General features: G+C 54.8%; 17 protein-coding genes. 11 read left to right on the top strand and 6 right to left on the bottom strand.

The window, feature by feature from the left end; all coding sequences use genetic code 11:
* Nucleotides 1–214: 214 nt before the first annotated feature.
* Complete coding sequence (locus AC0J4F_RS13650; RefSeq protein ID WP_008192782.1) at nucleotides 215–817, bottom strand: superoxide dismutase; 603 nt, start codon at nucleotides 815–817, stop codon at nucleotides 215–217.
* A 133-nt stretch (nucleotides 818–950) separates the two neighbouring features.
* Nucleotides 951–1,814: a DUF6159 family protein gene (locus AC0J4F_RS13645; RefSeq protein ID WP_473023741.1), complete on the bottom strand. Its 864-nt coding sequence runs from the start codon at nucleotides 1,812–1,814 to the stop codon at nucleotides 951–953.
* A gap of 207 nt (nucleotides 1,815–2,021) precedes the next feature.
* Between AC0J4F_RS13645 and AC0J4F_RS13640 the strand changes: the two genes are divergently transcribed.
* Nucleotides 2,022–2,702, top strand: a complete 681-nt coding sequence (locus AC0J4F_RS13640; RefSeq protein ID WP_473023740.1) for a thermonuclease family protein — start codon at nucleotides 2,022–2,024, stop codon at nucleotides 2,700–2,702.
* Nucleotides 2,703–2,760: 58 nt separating this feature from the next.
* Here the strand turns inward: AC0J4F_RS13640 and AC0J4F_RS13635 are convergent, their stop codons facing one another.
* On the bottom strand, nucleotides 2,761–3,516 hold the full coding sequence (locus tag AC0J4F_RS13635; RefSeq protein WP_473023739.1) for a substrate-binding periplasmic protein: 756 nt from the start codon (nucleotides 3,514–3,516) through the stop codon (nucleotides 2,761–2,763).
* A 105-nt stretch (nucleotides 3,517–3,621) separates the two neighbouring features.
* Nucleotides 3,622–4,326, bottom strand: coding sequence for a substrate-binding periplasmic protein (locus tag AC0J4F_RS13630; RefSeq protein WP_473023738.1), 705 nt, complete (start codon nucleotides 4,324–4,326; stop codon nucleotides 3,622–3,624).
* 291 nt (nucleotides 4,327–4,617) lie between these two features.
* Between AC0J4F_RS13630 and AC0J4F_RS13625 the strand changes: the two genes are divergently transcribed.
* Both AC0J4F_RS13625 and AC0J4F_RS13620 read left to right on the top strand, forming a co-directional pair.
* Nucleotides 4,618–5,793, top strand: coding sequence for a YbfB/YjiJ family MFS transporter (locus AC0J4F_RS13625; protein ID WP_473023737.1), 1,176 nt, complete (start codon nucleotides 4,618–4,620; stop codon nucleotides 5,791–5,793).
* A gap of 145 nt (nucleotides 5,794–5,938) precedes the next feature.
* Nucleotides 5,939–6,274, top strand: a complete 336-nt coding sequence (locus AC0J4F_RS13620) for a hypothetical protein (protein ID WP_473023736.1) — start codon at nucleotides 5,939–5,941, stop codon at nucleotides 6,272–6,274.
* A gap of 78 nt (nucleotides 6,275–6,352) precedes the next feature.
* Here AC0J4F_RS13620 and AC0J4F_RS13615 read toward each other — a convergent pair whose 3' ends face one another.
* The gene (locus AC0J4F_RS13615; RefSeq protein ID WP_209173980.1) at nucleotides 6,353–7,210 is read right to left on the bottom strand and encodes a branched-chain amino acid aminotransferase; all 858 of its coding nucleotides are present in this window, start codon (nucleotides 7,208–7,210) and stop codon (nucleotides 6,353–6,355) included.
* Nucleotides 7,211–7,539: 329 nt separating this feature from the next.
* Here AC0J4F_RS13615 and AC0J4F_RS13610 point away from each other — a divergent pair, with 329 nt between their 5' ends.
* The 5 genes from AC0J4F_RS13610 to AC0J4F_RS13590 all read left to right on the top strand — a co-directional run bounded on the left by AC0J4F_RS13610 (nucleotide 7,540) and on the right by AC0J4F_RS13590 (nucleotide 13,063).
* On the top strand, nucleotides 7,540–7,977 hold the full coding sequence (locus tag AC0J4F_RS13610; protein ID WP_473023735.1) for a VOC family protein: 438 nt from the start codon (nucleotides 7,540–7,542) through the stop codon (nucleotides 7,975–7,977).
* Between the two features lie 115 nt (nucleotides 7,978–8,092).
* A complete protein-coding gene (locus AC0J4F_RS13605; RefSeq protein WP_133946708.1) occupies nucleotides 8,093–8,755 on the top strand; it encodes a haloacid dehalogenase type II in 663 nt (220 codons plus the stop codon).
* Between the two features lie 321 nt (nucleotides 8,756–9,076).
* A complete protein-coding gene (dctP, locus tag AC0J4F_RS13600; protein WP_473023734.1) occupies nucleotides 9,077–10,183 on the top strand; it encodes a TRAP transporter substrate-binding protein DctP in 1,107 nt (368 codons plus the stop codon).
* 198 nt (nucleotides 10,184–10,381) lie between these two features.
* On the top strand, nucleotides 10,382–11,704 hold the full coding sequence (locus AC0J4F_RS13595) for a TRAP transporter small permease subunit (RefSeq protein WP_473023733.1): 1,323 nt from the start codon (nucleotides 10,382–10,384) through the stop codon (nucleotides 11,702–11,704).
* A 3-nt stretch (nucleotides 11,705–11,707) separates the two neighbouring features.
* Nucleotides 11,708–13,063 (top strand): TRAP transporter large permease, encoded by a 1,356-nt coding sequence (locus tag AC0J4F_RS13590; protein WP_133946705.1) that lies wholly within the window; start codon nucleotides 11,708–11,710, stop codon nucleotides 13,061–13,063.
* A 78-nt stretch (nucleotides 13,064–13,141) separates the two neighbouring features.
* On the opposite strand, the gene AC0J4F_RS13585 is transcribed toward AC0J4F_RS13590, so the two are convergent.
* Entirely contained in the window at nucleotides 13,142–13,729 is a 588-nt protein-coding gene (locus tag AC0J4F_RS13585) for an outer membrane protein (protein ID WP_473023732.1), read from the bottom strand.
* A 477-nt stretch (nucleotides 13,730–14,206) separates the two neighbouring features.
* On the opposite strand from AC0J4F_RS13585, the gene AC0J4F_RS13580 reads away from it, so the two are divergent.
* From AC0J4F_RS13580 to AC0J4F_RS13570, 3 genes are read left to right on the top strand one after another with little or no spacing between them, the layout of a single operon-like run.
* Nucleotides 14,207–14,788 carry a DUF2975 domain-containing protein gene (locus tag AC0J4F_RS13580; RefSeq protein WP_422022583.1) on the top strand — a complete coding sequence of 194 codons (582 nt, stop codon included), beginning with the start codon at nucleotides 14,207–14,209 and terminating at the stop codon, nucleotides 14,786–14,788.
* Nucleotides 14,789–14,807: 19 nt separating this feature from the next.
* Nucleotides 14,808–15,389, top strand: a complete 582-nt coding sequence (locus tag AC0J4F_RS13575; protein ID WP_473023731.1) for a DUF2975 domain-containing protein — start codon at nucleotides 14,808–14,810, stop codon at nucleotides 15,387–15,389.
* Nucleotides 15,390–15,413: 24 nt separating this feature from the next.
* A complete protein-coding gene (locus AC0J4F_RS13570) occupies nucleotides 15,414–15,629 on the top strand; it encodes a helix-turn-helix domain-containing protein (RefSeq protein ID WP_008189941.1) in 216 nt (71 codons plus the stop codon).
* The last annotated feature ends 29 nt before the right edge of the window (nucleotides 15,630–15,658 follow it).

Raw genomic sequence — 15,658 nt, 5'->3', positions numbered from 1 at the left:
CACTGACAGGTCTCAGCTTTGCTCAAGCGGATCTGCGTGTGGGAGCGTCCATCCCGGCAGCCGCATAAGTCTAGGGGAGCGGAAAGTTGCGGGCGTTGCAAGCTTTGAAATGTAACAACCGTTATCAAGAAATAGTGCGCAGACGTCTGCGGAAGGCAAAAAAGCCCCCGGTCTCGATTGAAGCCGGGGGCGGAAACGTCGCAGAAGCGAAGGTTTACTTCGTTGCAGCTTCGTACATCTCCAGGACGTAGTCCCAGTTGATCATGTTGTCGATGAAGGCTTCCAGGTACTTCGGACGCGCGTTGCGGTAGTCGATGTAGTAGGAATGCTCCCAAACGTCACAGCCCAAAATCGGGCTTGCGCCGTGAACCAGCGGGTTTTCCCCGTTCGGGGTCTTCATGATTTCCAGTTTGCCGTCCTTGACTGCCAGCCATGCCCAGCCAGAACCGAACTGGCCGACGCCAGCTGCAATGAAGTCCGCACGAAACTTGTCGTAGCCGCCAAGGTCGCTGTCGATCGCAGAAGCCAGAGCGCCCGGCAGAGAGGTGCCGCCACCGTCTTTCTTCATCCACTTCCAGAAATGGATGTGGTTGTAGTGCTGACCGGCGTTGTTGAAGAGAGGCGCGTTTTTGCCGAAGCTTTCTTTTACGACGTCTTCCAGAGACTTGCCTTCCAGGCCGCTGCCGGCGAGCAGCTCATTGCCTTTGGTGACATAGGCCTGATGGTGCTTGTCGTGGTGAAACTCGAGTGTTTCTGCAGACATATACGGGGCCAAAGCGTCATAAGCATACGGCAGATCAGGCAATTCAAAAGACATGGCAAACTCCTCATGTGTTCTATGAACAGCGGCGCTGACCAAAACGGCCGCGTACCGTGTTGAGCCGCAAAATAGGTTCGTCACCTGCGCTCGGCAAGGCGCGTTTTGAAAATAAAGAAAAATTTTCTTTGTTTTATCGCTTGTCCGGCTGAAATGCATTCCGGATCAAGCGGGAATCGAAGTTGAGCGGCATCTCACCCTCGACGGCGTAGATATAAAGCGCAGCCCGCAAGATGGCGCTGAGTGTGGTCACGACGACAGACCCGACGAGGATCAGGGTCACGCCCACCGTGGCCAAACCACTGCCCAAAGCCGGGTTTTGCTCAAAAGAAAAGATCCCCAGCATCAAGATTGGCATCGCCACAATCAAAATCAGGAAATTCAAAGCCCCCAATCCTATATGTCCAACCAGCGCTTCGCCCCAGGTTTTTCGAACGGCTTGAACTGATCGCTTGATTGCGGTCACCGGACCGACACCATCCACCACCAAAATCGGCACGGCGAAATACGTGGCAACAGCCCAACCGGCCCCGAGCAAGTTGATGAAAAAGCGCATCAGCCCCTTCAACCGGCTTTCAAGAAGCTGCAGAACCCAACCGACAAATGCCGTCACCAAGGCCCAAAGCAGGATCTGCGGCAGTCTGCGCATGGACAGGCTGAGACCGTCCATGACCGTCGGATCTCCCCCGGCGAACCGGATCAGGGCACAGCCAAGAAGCGCCGCGTTGAAAAAGATCATGATGAAGTAATTGATGAACAGGAAAACGAACATCAGCGCCCAAAACCTTGGATCCTGATCCGGTTGCTCGCTGTCGAAGATGCTCTGGAAAAAAACTTGAAGTTCGGGCGTCGTGTAAATCGCCCAGCCTCCGGACCCAATCACAAGAGCAAGTGCCAAGGCGCTCATGATCGGAAACAAGAGCATCTCCTTGTCAAGGAGCAACACTTTCCAGCAAGCCGCCCCAAGCGCCAGGGCTCGTTCCAGTTTCTCGATCATGTGTGGTTCCGTTCGCCGTTCAAACCGACAACATACGAAACCACATCTTCCGTTAAGGAAGCCCGAAGACAGACACTTCACACTTCAAATGCGCCCGCGTCCATCCACAGACATCGGTCGCCCTGGCGGTCAGTTCTGTTGTTGTAGCGGTGCGATCAGGGCAAGAATCCGCCTGTTACACCATTTGATTCGTTGAGTTTTTCCAAGATGGGCAGTGTTTATCCTGGCGCGGTGAAGCCAGCCCTGTGGCTGTTTGCTTTTACCATTATCGCTGCGTCCCAGCCCCAACAGATCCAGGCGGCTGACGTTCGGGTTGTTGACGGAGATACGCTCGTTGTGAACGGAGAGCGGGTCCGCCTTGAAGGAATTGATGCACCCGAACTGGCCCAAACCTGCCTCACGTCTTCGGGCAAAAGCTATCGATGCGGCCTGACCGCCAAGGAGCACCTGCGATCGCTTGTAAAGCAAGGTGATGTCACGTGCAGGGGAAATGAAACCGACGCCTACGACCGGAAACTCGCCACCTGTTTTTCCGGCAAAAAGAACCTGAACAAAGCCATGGTCGCAGATGGTCATGCGTATGCGTTCTTGCGATACTCTGATGCCTATCGGACCGAACAGGAAATGGCTCGGCTGAATGGCGCAGGTCTTTGGGCGGGCATTGCTGAAGCCCCTTGGGACTTCAGGCAGCAAAAATGGCAAGTTGCAGGGTCAAAAGCACCGGCAGGCTGTCCAATCAAGGGGAACATTTCGGCCCGCGGACGGATCTACCACACACCCTGGTCACCGCACTACAACCGGACACGAATCAACGAGGCTGCGGGAGAACGATGGTTCTGCTCTGAAGAAGAGGCGGTTGCCGCTGGCTGGCGTTCACCGCTGAGCTAATGCAACGCTTATTCTAATGTGTTCCTGAGGTCATGCCCCAAAGGCCGGGTTCAAGTTTTCATTGCGTATTCGGTAAACCAGGGTCGGATTGGCCCTCGTCACCCGACGTTGTGAGATGACGATTGAACAGCTCCCGCGCTTCACGGCCGGCTGGTGAGTTCTCAAAACACACATAAAGACTGTGGTTGATCAGCAGCTTTTCGTGAAACTGTAAACTATCCGCCACGAAGGCCACGCCAGCGTCTTCGGCCTTCAAATAGTTGAAGACATTTTTGTCGATCACGATGGCATCAGCCCGCCGAGCGGCGACCTTCAAGATATTCTGTGTGTCGTTTTCAGCCAGTTCACCGATGATGTCCCCGTCTGCAATCATCTGATCGAGCTTTGCTTCATTCACATAGCCGCGAACCACGCCGATGACGAAGGATCGTAAGTCATCGTGTGTTTCCCAGTCGAAAGAGCTGTTTAATGGTGTCAGAAACCCAACCGGGCTTTCGCCGAAAGGTTTTGAAAACAGGCACCGGTCTCCGTCGGCTTCCGCGTCTATGTCAGCCGAATAATACTCTGGATAAACACCGATCCAGTTCGGGTCATCAGCGGCAAGCATAATTGCGCGGTTCCAGGGAAACAGTTGAACATCAACCTCTATCCCAGCCTTCGCAAACGTTGACCTCACTGTGTTGGTATTCGGCCCCTCGCCCGTCGCTTCCACGTAAGGCGGCCAGTGAAGCGTGGTCAGCCTCAGCGTGTCAGACGCAAAGGACAGCGAAGACGTTGCAATGATCAAGGCACTTAAGGCCAATACGCAGCGCATCAAATTCTCTCGGTTATGATCCGTATTACACCGCTGGTAATCGGAACTGTCTGAAAAGCGCAGCGTGCCGCGCTTTCCATGTTTTAGTGAGCTCTTTAGCGCTCGTCAGAGAGCGGAGTTGAACTTGTCCCGCGCGGCCTTTCCGGCATCGGAGTTTTCGAAGCAGATGAAAAGACCGTGTTCAATGAGCAGATTGTCGTTGAACTTCAGATCACCGGCAACCTTGGCAACAGCCGGATCGTTCTGCGCAAGATGCTCAAAAACCAGCTTGTCGATCACGCCTGCAGCAGCGCGGCCGCCCGCGACTTTCAGAATGTTCTGCGAATCGTCGTCAGCTTCCTCGACCGCGATGTCGCCAGCTGACACCATGCCGTCGAATTTCTCTTCGTTGTTGTATCCACGAACAACGCCGATCTTGTGCGCTTTCAAGTCGTCATGGGACGACCAGGAGAAGTCTGAATCCTTGCGTTGAACGAACCCAACCGAGCTAACGCCGAAAGACTTTGAAAACAGGCAGCGGTCGCCGCCCTTTTCCGCATCACTGTCTTCGGCATAATACTCAGGGTAAACGCCGATCCACTCAGGGTCCTTTTGCGCCAGGTTGATCGCCCGGTTCCAAGGGAAAACAGCCACTTTAGCGGCAATACCGGCCTTTTCAAACGCTGCCTTGACAGCGTCCGAGCTCGGACCGCTGGCATCAGCCATCACGTAAGGCGGCCATTCCAGCGTCGTGAGTTTTACGGTCTCGGCCTGAGCGGCCAAGGGGCTCATGAGAAAGGCTGCGGTCGCAGTAGCCAATAGAAGACGCATGTGTTCGTCCTGCCTTAAATTAAAAGTGTTTCGTGCTCACGAGTGAGCGTGCCAACACTACGAACGAACAATGAATAAGAAATTTCCGAAGTGAAACCATGTCGCTTTTACGCACGTACAGTGCCGCGAATATTTGTTTTAACTGTTAATAATACTTATCTGCACACCAGACAATTTGATTAGACACAATCAACGGAACCCTTCGGCTGGAGGCTTGCAGGGCCCTAAACCGGCATCTACAAACAATTTCGGATAATTCCGCCCGCCGTTCCAGACACAAGACATCCTTCCATGAAACAGTCCTTTTGGAGTTCGATTTGCCTCGCGCTTGGTGGGTTGCTGGCACTGGCCGCGGCCATGGGCATTGGACGGTTCGTCTACACCCCGATCCTCCCCTCCATGGCCGAGGGCATCCCGCTGACGCCGAGTGCGGCCGGGCTCATCGCATCTGCGAATTTTCTCGGTTATCTGACTGGCGCTCTTATTGGCGCATCCCGTTTTTTGGGCGGAACACCCAGAACCTGGTTCCTTGCCGGGCTCGCGCTCAGTGCTCTGACGAGTGCAGCCATGGCCGTCACCAGTGATGTGTGGTTCTTCATGATGATACGCTTCATCAGTGGCCTGGCCAGCGCCTTCGTTCTCGTTTTTTCGACCACTCTCATATTGGAACGGCTGACCACAGCCGGTCACAGCGCCCTGTCTGCAGTGCATTTTTCTGGAGTTGGCATTGGCATTGCCCTCTCCGCTGTCCTGATCGCGGCTCTCAATCACTCCGCGGCAGATTGGCAAACCTTGTGGCTCGCAAGTGGCCTGGCGACCGCAATCCTTCTGGCCGGGGCCATTGTTCTCGTTCCGACAAGATCAAACACTTCACCGACGGGCACAACAAATGGCAATCACACCCCAGAACACGGCCAACGCACCTGGTCTTCAACGGTTATCCGTCTGGTTGCCGCTTATGGTCTGTTTGGATTCGGGTATGTCATCACCGCGACTTTTGTTTCGGTCATGGCACGCACGACCCCGTCCCTGACAGAGATCGAGCCTTATGTCTGGCTGGTTGTTGGTCTGTCGGCAGCGCCATCAATCTATGTTTGGAACTTGATCGCCGCCAAACTCGGTGCCCGCCGGGCCTTCGCGTTGGCATGCCTAGTAGAAGCAGGCGGCGTTGCGATGACAGCAGTCAGCACCTCGCCAACTATCTTTCTGATCGGAGCAGCACTACTGGGCGGAACCTTTATGGGCATCACAGCCCTTGGTCTTGCCGAAGGACGCCGTTTGACGGCAGAAGCCGGGACGGCCGCAGTTCGCCAGATGCTGGCGACCCTGACAGCCAGTTTCGGCCTGGGTCAGGCGGCAGGACCATGGATCGCCGGGCAATTGCATGGCGTGACGGGCTCCTTCCAGGCACCATCCATTGCCGCAGCCATTGCTCTTGTGATTGCGGCCGTTCTTGCCGGGCTATGAGCTACTGCAAAGCGCCCCTCACCAAAAAATGATCGAATTTTATCTAAATTGAAAACGTGTGATTTAAAACACGTCAGATGGAGAATTCCACCGCTACATTCCGCGTCACAGTCAATGACGACTGCAAATGACTTGGGAGAAAGATGTGAAACTTGTAAATTCAACTATTAAAACTGCAGCACTTGCAGGTTCTATTTCATTCGGCGCTACCGCAGCATTTGCTGCACCACCAAGTGATGGATCAACACTTGGCGAATGCTACAACAACTGGATTTCGCATTGTAACCAGACCACACCGGGCTACCCGAACAGCTGTTACGATGAAGTTTTGAACCATTGCGACAGCGTGCACAGCGCAAGCCTTGGAACACTCTCAGGCTACAAGGTCAAGTCCATGCAACGCTCCGCTCTCACGAAAGCCAAGCGTGCTAACACGACACTCGTTGCCCCGAAGGTTCAGCCGGTTCGCGTTCAGAACTGACCGGGCGCTACAGCTCAACAAAAAGCCCTGCAATGGACGCATTGCAGGGCTTTTGTCTGTTCAATTGAGCGCCTCCAATCAGGCGTGGGAGAACTCCCAATAAAGGTCACGTGCCCGAGCGGCGATCGGACCTGGCTGCAGATCACGCTCTTCGATCCGATTGACCGGCGTCACCTTGTTGTAGTTGCCAGTTGAGAAGATTTCATCAGCTTCCAAAAACTCGTCATAACCGAGTGTACGCTCAAAAACGTCATATCCGGCAGACCGCAGCAGATGAATGACACGCTGGCGGGTGATCCCGTTCAGGAATGTGCCGTTCGGCGCCGGGGTATGAACTTTCCCATCCTTCGCCATGAAAATGTTCGCAGAGGTCAATTCGGCAACGTTGCCCAGCATGTCGCGGACCACGGCATTGTCGAAACCCCGCCCTTTGGCCTCCAGCATCGCACGCGCATTGTTCGGATAAAGGCACCCAGCCTTTGCATTGACCGGCATGCATTCCATGGTCGGACGGCGGAACGGAGAAAGTGTGATACTGGACGCTGCATCCTTCGGTGCCATGGGTGCGTCGAACAAACACAAACAGAACCGTGTGCTGTCCGGATCACCGCTGATGACACCCGGCCCGTCACCTTCCACCCAGTACATCGGTTTGACGTAGATCTGCTTGTCGCTGCCGAACTTGGCACAGCCTTCCTTGGTCAGCTCCACCATCTCCCCAACCTTCATGGTTGGCTTCATGCCGAGAGCGACTGCGGAATCGTTCACCCGTTGGCTATGGAGATCGATATCCGGCATCACGCCATCGAAAAAACGGGCGCCATCAAAGACGCTTGACCCGAGCCAGGAAGCGTGGGTCCGCGGGCCCATGATCGGCGGGTTCCCTTCGTGCCAAGTCCCGTCAATCCAGGTCCAGGTGTCGCTCCAGCCGCTCATCGTTCTCCCTTTCGATCATTCTGGGTGTTTGTTATCCGTGACCGGACAGAACACCGCCACCGCCCGCGGGTCAATAGCTTACCCACAACATCTGGATCGCAAGTCATATTATTCCTCCAGCTGACTTTCTGGGACCAGTATCGACCTCACGACCATGCAAACCAGGATATTTCTTCCAGACGAGTTTATTGCGATTGAGCAGGATTGGCGTCCCACTTATCGCCAATGAACAATTTCTTGGAGGCGCGAATTTGCGATCAGTGCTTGCAAGAATACCGTGTCCCAGATAATTTGTTCCCTCTTTGTTCATTAATTTGGAGAAACTTGTAATGGATCAGCGCATTTCAATGATCACCCTCGTTGTTCCCGATATCATGACAACACGGGCTTTTTTCGAGACCGGTTTGGGTTGGCAGGTGAATGCGGCTCCCTCCCCGCATGTCGTGTTTTTCCAGATACCTGGCGGCGTGTTTGCGCTTTATGATCGCAGCGCACTTGAGGACGAGATCGGCACAAAGGTCACGGATGCACCCTTCGGTGCAATGACATTGGCATGGAACGCCAAAGAGCGTGGTGATGTCGACGCGATGTTTGAAAAGGCGGTTGCTGCAGGTGCCCGCCCGATAAAAAACCCTCAAGAGGCGTTCTGGGGAGGATATTCCTCCTACGTTGAAGTTCCCGGCGGGCATCTGCTGGAAATCGCATTCAACCCGTTCTGGACCGTCAACGACGACGGCTCCGTGCAGCTCCCTGAGGCCCAGCCGTGATGGGATGGCAACGGCGATGAACATTTGATTTTATTCGTACGGCTTTTGCTTGACCTTGTTCCAGGTTCAAGGTTCTCTGCCGCGTTCGTGTATCTCTTGTGCTGAAGGATCCGTTATGGCTCACGCCGCTTATGTCTTTGATGCTTATGGAACTTTGTTTGATGTGCATGCCGCCGTGCGCAGACATGCAGCCAAACTGGGTCCCGATGCGCAACGGCTGTCCTCTCTGTGGCGTGAGAAGCAGCTAGAGTATTCCTGGGTGCGGGCCTTGATGGGCCAGTACAAGGATTTCTGGGAATTGACCCAGGAGGGTTTGGACACTGCGTTTGCGCTGGTCCCAACGGCTGATAAGTCGATGAAAGACGACCTCCTGAATGCGTACTGGGAACTGGATTGCTATCCGGAAGTCCCGCAGGTTTTGACCGACCTGAAAGCAACGGGTGCCAAGATCGCGATCCTGTCCAACGGGTCACCGGCCATGCTTGACGCAGCGGCCAAAGCTGCAGGGCTCACCGAATTGTTTGACGAGATCTTTTCCGTCGATGAGCTGCGGACCTTCAAGACCAACCCGCAAACCTACGAAATGGTGACGACCCACTTCCGCATTTATCCGGAAGAAGTCTCCTTCCAGTCCTCCAATCGCTGGGATGTTGCCGGCGCAACCGCGTTTGGCTTCCGGACGGTCTGGATGAACCGCACCGGAATGCCGGATGAATACAGCGACCTTGCCCCAAAGGCAGTTCTCGCAGATCTGACCGGCCTGGCAGCTTTGGGCTGACCGGGTCGTCATCGCTGACAGATAACTTTTCAAAATGGATAGTTTCCATTACGCTCATCTAAATTGATAGTCGAACCGATTATTTCTAAAAAAGAAAAAATATTTATCTGAGATCGCATAGTTGCCGAACTTTGAAACTGTCCTATCCTTTTATCTTGCTGGGAGATAAAAAACTGAGGGCAATCTACTAACCCGTTAGATTTGTTGATCATTCGCAGCATTGCTTCGAACAATAAAAAACGGGCACACTCTACGGCACGGTTGGGAGGCCTGCCGAAACGCTCTTCAGATGATCTCTCTCAAGCGAATTGGGAGGAATTTATGACGAAGCTTACGACCCGCCGCGACGCACTTCGCGGCATTGCGGGCGCTGGCGTTGCCGGTGCCGCGACTCTTGCAGCCCCGAACATCGCGACTGCCCAGGGGCAAACGACCACCTGGAAAATACAGACCTCTTGGCCAGGCGGCGCTGGCCTGCAGATCTTCAAGGACTGGTGCGCAACAATCGTCGAGAAAACTGGCGGCGAATTGGCGTTCCAGCCGTTCGGCGCGAACGACGTGGTCGGTGACTTTCAGCTTTATGACGCGGTAAAAAACGGTGTTCTTGACGCCGTAAACCCTTTTACGATCTACGCGCAGGGCATCATTCCGGCGGCAACATTCTTGACATCGATCCCGCTTGGCCTGCGCAACCCGCATGAATTTGATGTTTTCTACTACGGCCTCGGCGGCATCGATATCGCCCGTGAGCTGTACGAGAACCAAGGCATGAAATTCGTCGGCCCGGTACACCACGGCCCGAACATCATCCACTCCAAGGTTCCGATTCGGTCAATCGATGACTTCCGCGGCCGCAAGATGCGCCTGCCGGGCGGCATGGTTGCCGAGGTATTCACCGAGATTGGCGCAGAAACAACCGTTCTGCCGGGGTCCGAGATTTTCCCCGCCCTTGAAAAAGGCACCATCGACGTCGCCGACTATGTCGGTCCGGCGGTCAACTATGCCCTCGGGTTCAGCCAGGTTACCGACTACATTGTCATGGGTCCTCCAGGGTTCATGTCGCTCTACCAGCCGGTCGACATCATGGACATCACCGTCGGCATGGACGCCTGGAACAAGCTCAGCCCGCAGATGCAGCAGTTCGTCGAGATGGAAACACATGTTTACTCCGACGCACACCATGCTGCGATCCAGAAGGCCGACCAAGATGCCTGGGCGAAGTTCGAAGCAGACGGCACGGAAGTTACCCGCCTGACGCAGGACGACGTCGAGCTGATGACCGAGGTCGCTGTTCCGATCTGGTTCAACTATGCAAACCGCGACGCAGACAGCGCCCGTGTGTTCAAAATGCAGCTCGACTACATGATGTCCGGCTCGTTGGGCTACGTGGATCCGTCGTTGACGGAAGGCCTTGAGCTGAAGCTCTAAGCCACAAACCGGCTCCGTAGGAAGTCACCAAATCCGCGCAGGAAACTGCGCGGACATCTCACCTCGACGTTAGGTTCGCCGAACAACAATGCACGCCACCCTGAGCTGTGCGGCTTTTCATAAAGCCGGGCGGCAACAGGTGTCAGGGCAGACGCCTCCTCGCGTGGGGACTGCGACTGTCCGGGGGAAGGACAAGGCATGCCTCAATTGGATTTCACTCTGCCGCACTGGGCCTATTGGCTCGGCCTGATCCTGTTTCCGATCATCGCGGCAACTCTGGCCAAGCGGCCAAAACCCAAAGAACGGAAATATTCAACCGTTCTGGGCTATTTCATCTTGGTGACCGGCGGCATATTGGGACTGCACAGGCTTTACCTCAAAAGCATGATCGGCCTGCTCTATATCCCGGTCTTCATTGTCATTCTTTTTGCCAATTCCCAGGGGCAGGATGCGCGGTCGGTCGCCTCCGACATGTCCAACCTCGTTCGCCAGGCAGAACGGACACTTGACCGTGAAGGCGGCCGGGTTACCTCAGCCGAAGCTGAACTGCCGGACATGCGCCAAAAGCTCGCGGAAGCTGAAGCCGGAAGCTTCGCCGAACGGCGGGCACAGCGCGATGTCCGCAGAGCCGAACAAAGGATCGAACAAGGCCGCGAACGCATGGCCGAGGCCGAAGCGGACCTGGAAACCGCACGGCCGGCAGCTGAAGAAGCGCAAGCCAATCTGGAATTCTGGCAAAACATCGCGAAATATGCCTTCTGGCTTATCCTGGCCGGGGTGGCGATCGACGCGATCCTTCTGCCCGGTCTTGTGCGCAAGGCCAACGCCAACCTGCCGCCAGAACCGGAACTCAGCGAAGCCGAGCGCAAGCTGAAAGCCCTTGAAGAGGCGGAGCGGAAAGACGACGCGAGTTACGTGTCGAGCGGCTGGACCGGATGGATCGATCGCCTCTCGCTTTTCTGCGGTGAGTTTGTGGCCTATTGGGCCGTGATCGCGGTGATTGTCTACTACTTCGAGGTTATGAGCCGCTATGTCTTCGGCAGCCCCACGAACTGGGCGCATGAAGCCATGTACCTCATGTTCGGCATGCAATACCTGATTGCGGGTTCTTATGCGATGCTGACGGAGTCCCACGTCCGGGTCGACATCTTCTACGCGCCACTTTCCAAACGCCGCAAGGCGATCGTGGATCTGCTGACATCAGTCTTCTTCTTCATCTTTGCCGGCACGCTTTTGGTGACGTCCTGGATTTTCGCGTTCGACGCGATTGCCGTTCCCTCAGGAAACTCCCTGATTTCGGATTGGGCCCGGGGCGAGATCGGCTTTGGAGAAGTCATCACAAGCTGGAACCTTGCCCAATGGACTGACCCGAACATCCGCTGGGGCGAAATCAGCTTCAACGAGTGGGAAGTCCCCTTGTGGCCGATGAAAATGGTCATGATCATCGGCGGGCTGCTTCTGGTGCTTCAAGGCATATCGAAATTCGCGCAGGACCTCCGCGCGCTTGTGGGGAGGACCTAAAGAATGGGTCTTGAAATTGGCATTGAGTGGCTGACACTCATCATGTTCGGATCACTGCTGGTGCTGTTGATGGCGGGCCTTCCGCTCGCCTTCGTGACCGGCGGCTTGGCCTGCGTGTTCCTGTTCATTTTGGGCGACGAACGCGCTCTTAACATTGTTCCGTCGCGCATCTTCCCGCTGATGACGAACTATCAGCTCTCGGCGATCCCCTTGTTCATCTTCATGGCGTCGATGCTGGAGCGAGCCGGAATCATCAACGACATGTTCGATGTCATCTACAAGGTGCTCGGGGGCGTTAAGGGCGGACTGGCGGCCGCAACCATCATTGCGTCCACAGTTCTGGCAGCGATGGTGGGGGTGATCGGTGCGGCGGTCGTTACCATGGGCATCATCGCCCTGCCTGCCATGCTGAAACGTCATTATGACCCAAAGATCGCCATGGGATCGATCATGGCCGGGGGTACGCTCGGCATTTTGATCCCGCCGTCGATCCTTGCGATCATCTATGCCGTCGTGGCCGAACAATCCGTTGGAGAGCTGTTCATCGGGGCGGTCGTGCCGGGGCTGTTGCTCTCGGGGATGTACATCCTCTACGTGATCATTTCCTGCACGATCAGCCCTCAAAAAGGCCCGCCGATCCCGGAAGAAGAGCGCATTCCCTTCAAGGAAAAAATGCGGCTCATGTCCGGCATGTCGGCGCCGATTGCACTGATCGCAATCGTTCTCGGGGTTATCTTTACCGGTGTTGCAACGCCGGTGGAAGCGGCCGGGATTGGAACTTTCGGGGCCATCATCGTGGCGGCCATTCACCGGAACCTTGACTGGCAGACACTGCGCGAGGCCTCTCTGACAACCCTCAAGGCCTCCGCCATGGTCATCTGGATCATGTTCGGCGCAACCATCTTTGTCGGGCTCTATGTCCTGGAAGGCGGCCAGCAGTTTGTGCAAGGCGCGTTGGAAGCCACCGGTCTTGGCCCCTGGGGCATCCTGATCCTAATGCAGGTGGTGCTGGTGATCCTTGGCATGTTCCTCGATTGGGTCGGGATCCTGCTGCTCTGTGTGCCGATCTTCGTGCCGATCGTCAAAGCGCTCGGCGCAGCAGCCTTCGGGCTCGACAACCCGGACGACCTCGTCCTTTGGTTTGGGGTGCTTTATCTCGTCAATATGCAGATGAGCTTCTTGTCGCCACCGTTTGGCTATGCGCTGTTCTATCTGCGCGGTGTTGCGCCCCCGGACATCCCGATGACGGACATCTTCAAGTCCGCCCTGCCCTTCCTGGCGCTTCAAATCATCGGACTGGTGCTTTGTATGATGTTCCCCGGCATCATCACCTGGCTGCCAAATCTGGTCTATGGCTAGAAAAAACTGAAACAAAAAGACCTACGGCTGCGCGTTTATCGATGCGCAGCCGTAGTTATGTTTCAAGGAATGAGGTCGTTAGAAGGCACGTGAAATACCGAGCATCAAACGATGGTTGCCGGCGGTACGTTTGGCCTGCGTTCCGGCAAAGGTGTCTTTAGTGTCGGCGATCCCGGTCAATGTGTAATCGGCGCGAAGACGCCAGTTGTCGTGCATGGCGACTTCCACACCGGCGCCAAGAACCGCACCAAGCCCGACCGAACTCTCGGTCCGGCCATTGGCCTTCAGGCTGTGATCAGTCGCAGCGACGCCGAGACTGACATACGGCATGAAGTTGTTGATTGGCAGACCAACCCGGGTTTTTGCAGTCACCGACCACTTGGACCCGGTCTCGATCGTTCCAAGCACCGGATGCTGACCTTTTTTCGTGTCACCAATATAGGTCGCAGCCCCTTCCACGCCCAAAATCACCCGGGAAACTTCCCAGTTGTAGCCGCCAAAAACACCAAACGCGGCATCGAAACGGGAATAGTCTTTCTTCTGACCGCCCGCTTTCACATCCGTGACTGTTTGAGACCCACCGGCCTCAAATCCGAGATACGGTCCTGCCCAAATGGACCCGGCAGGAGCCATTGGAACAAAATCAGTTCCACCAGCGACTGGCATGTCGGCGGCTTTGGCTCCGCCGACCAGAACAGCCAGGGCTGCGCATAATACAAAGGGCTTTACCAGCCAATGCCTTGTATTCGGTAAGGAATTCCGGAAGCTCCGAAACGGTTTTGGCCGCGGCGAACAGCCATAAAAAACGCAACTATCGCGATTGGTAAAGGAACTTACCATGGGAGGTCTCACTTCGGTTATCTCGTCAAACCCGAAACACAACAATCAAAAATTATTGCGAAACGATAATTTTAAAAATCACAACGATGATTATTTTGTCAACTGCAATGTTTTGAGTTTGCGTTTTTTTTCAAAATGGACTAGAGGCTCTTTTCGTCAAAGGGCAGCACTCACCCGCGTACCAACATCTTCCCTTGCGGATGAACGCGCGCTGAATGCACTGACCCAAAGGCTCTGAGTTGGTAGAACTAATTGATTTATCAAAGTGTATTGGCCTTTTCCCAATCAAGGCCGGAGGAAATCATGACAGAGATGGAATGGTCCGAACGCGAAAAACGACTGACACGGATAAGGCGGGTATCAGCGTTCATGAAATGGATGGTCAGCGGAATTCTGCTCCTGATCTTGATTTTCGGCCTTATCGTGATTGTTGGGATTTCTCTGCCGAACGAATTGATGATCGCACCTGACGAAACCATCGATTTCGCCGACATCGAACGTCCACTGGGCGAGATCCCTCAAATCCAGCGCTTCGGCTTGTCGATCGTATCCGGTATCGCATTTGTGCTTTTGATGCTGGCCGGCTGGAACATTCGCCAGGTTTTCAAGCGTTTCCAAAGCATGGAGTTTTTCTCGCCCCAAACCCTCGCCAGTGTCATTTCCTTTGGGGTCTGGCTCATCGCCTTTGCAACTTTTGACCTGATCAGCGATCCAGTTGGCTCGGTGCTTTTGACGTATGATTTTCCACCCGGCGAACGGTCAATTGATGTGACCCTGGATGGGGGAGAACTGTTCTTCTTTGTTCTTGGGGCCTTGATGCTGCTTTTTGGCTGGATCTTGCGGGAAGCCGCGCTCATCGCGGATGAAAACCGCCAATTTATCTGATTTGGGCCGAGGGATAAAAATGGTCGACGCTTCCATCGATGAACAGAGCAAACGCCTGAAGCGCATTCGTATTGTCGCAAGACTGGTCAAGTGGATCGCAACCCTCTCCCTATTCGTCACCTTGACGGTCGGGATCGGCCTGACCTTTGTGTTCCTTTTTCCTCAAGGGCCAGCGTGGAGCATCGACGAAACAATCTGGGTTGGCGAAGGTGAAAGAGCGCTTGCGGCCATCCCAATTGAACAACGGTTTATCCTGGCAGTGCTGCTGGTGGTCAACTTTGTGCTGGCTCTTGGAATCATTTGGGCGCTGCGATCGGTATGCCGGCATTTTGAAACTGGGGACTACTTTTCCCCGCAGACTTTGGAAAATGTCTTTTCGCTCGGCGCATGGATGATTTCATTTGCGGTATTTGATATTGCCAGTGATCCGGTCGGGATCATGGTCGCGACACTTGATTATCCGGAAGTGGAGAGAGTCATTGACGTTTCCCTCGATGGCGGCGAAATTTTCACAATGATTCTTGGGGCGCTTATGTTGTTGTTTGGATGGATCTTTCGTGAGGCGGCCCTGCTTGCGGAAGAAAACCGGCAAATCGTCTAGCATCAACGCATCAGGGTCTCGAATATGCCGATCATTATCGAACTGGATGTGATGCTCGCCCGCCGAAAGATGCGGTCGAAGGAGCTTGCCGAACGGATCGGCATCACCGAGCAGAATGTGTCCCTGCTCAAGTCTGGAAAGGTGAAGGGCGTCCGCTTCGAAACTTTGGAAAAGATCTGCGAAGTTCTGGACTGTCAGCCGGGCGACATTCTGATCTACCAAGCGCCAGAAGACCCATAACCCGTCAAACTTTCATCAAATACATATGA

The sequence above is a fragment of the Roseibium sp. R5 genome (assembly GCF_055755305.1).
Note: the sequence above shows the minus strand (reverse complement) of the source record. Positions and strands in the feature narration are given on the sequence as shown.

Excerpts from the sequence above, each read along its gene's own strand:
- AC0J4F_RS13585 (WP_473023732.1), bottom strand. The coding sequence starts at position 13,729 with ATGCCAGTCGCTGGTGGAACTGATTTTGTTCCAATGGCTCCTGCCGGG.
- AC0J4F_RS13595 (WP_473023733.1), top strand. The coding sequence starts at position 10,382 with ATGCCTCAATTGGATTTCACTCTGCCGCACTGGGCCTATTGGCTCGGC.
- AC0J4F_RS13645 (WP_473023741.1), bottom strand. The coding sequence starts at position 1,814 with ATGATCGAGAAACTGGAACGAGCCCTGGCGCTTGGGGCGGCTTGCTGG.
- AC0J4F_RS13580 (WP_422022583.1), top strand. The coding sequence starts at position 14,207 with ATGACAGAGATGGAATGGTCCGAACGCGAAAAACGACTGACACGGATA.
- AC0J4F_RS13605 (WP_133946708.1), top strand. The coding sequence starts at position 8,093 with ATGGCTCACGCCGCTTATGTCTTTGATGCTTATGGAACTTTGTTTGAT.
- AC0J4F_RS13625 (WP_473023737.1), top strand. The coding sequence starts at position 4,618 with ATGAAACAGTCCTTTTGGAGTTCGATTTGCCTCGCGCTTGGTGGGTTG.
- AC0J4F_RS13640 (WP_473023740.1), top strand. The coding sequence starts at position 2,022 with ATGGGCAGTGTTTATCCTGGCGCGGTGAAGCCAGCCCTGTGGCTGTTT.
- AC0J4F_RS13575 (WP_473023731.1), top strand. The coding sequence starts at position 14,808 with ATGGTCGACGCTTCCATCGATGAACAGAGCAAACGCCTGAAGCGCATT.
- AC0J4F_RS13570 (WP_008189941.1), top strand. The coding sequence starts at position 15,414 with ATGCCGATCATTATCGAACTGGATGTGATGCTCGCCCGCCGAAAGATG.
- AC0J4F_RS13650 (WP_008192782.1), bottom strand. The coding sequence starts at position 817 with ATGTCTTTTGAATTGCCTGATCTGCCGTATGCTTATGACGCTTTGGCC.
- AC0J4F_RS13615 (WP_209173980.1), bottom strand. The coding sequence starts at position 7,210 with ATGAGCGGCTGGAGCGACACCTGGACCTGGATTGACGGGACTTGGCAC.
- AC0J4F_RS13610 (WP_473023735.1), top strand. The coding sequence starts at position 7,540 with ATGGATCAGCGCATTTCAATGATCACCCTCGTTGTTCCCGATATCATG.
- AC0J4F_RS13590 (WP_133946705.1), top strand. The coding sequence starts at position 11,708 with ATGGGTCTTGAAATTGGCATTGAGTGGCTGACACTCATCATGTTCGGA.
- AC0J4F_RS13630 (WP_473023738.1), bottom strand. The coding sequence starts at position 4,326 with ATGCGTCTTCTATTGGCTACTGCGACCGCAGCCTTTCTCATGAGCCCC.
- AC0J4F_RS13635 (WP_473023739.1), bottom strand. The coding sequence starts at position 3,516 with ATGCGCTGCGTATTGGCCTTAAGTGCCTTGATCATTGCAACGTCTTCG.
- dctP (WP_473023734.1), top strand. The coding sequence starts at position 9,077 with ATGACGAAGCTTACGACCCGCCGCGACGCACTTCGCGGCATTGCGGGC.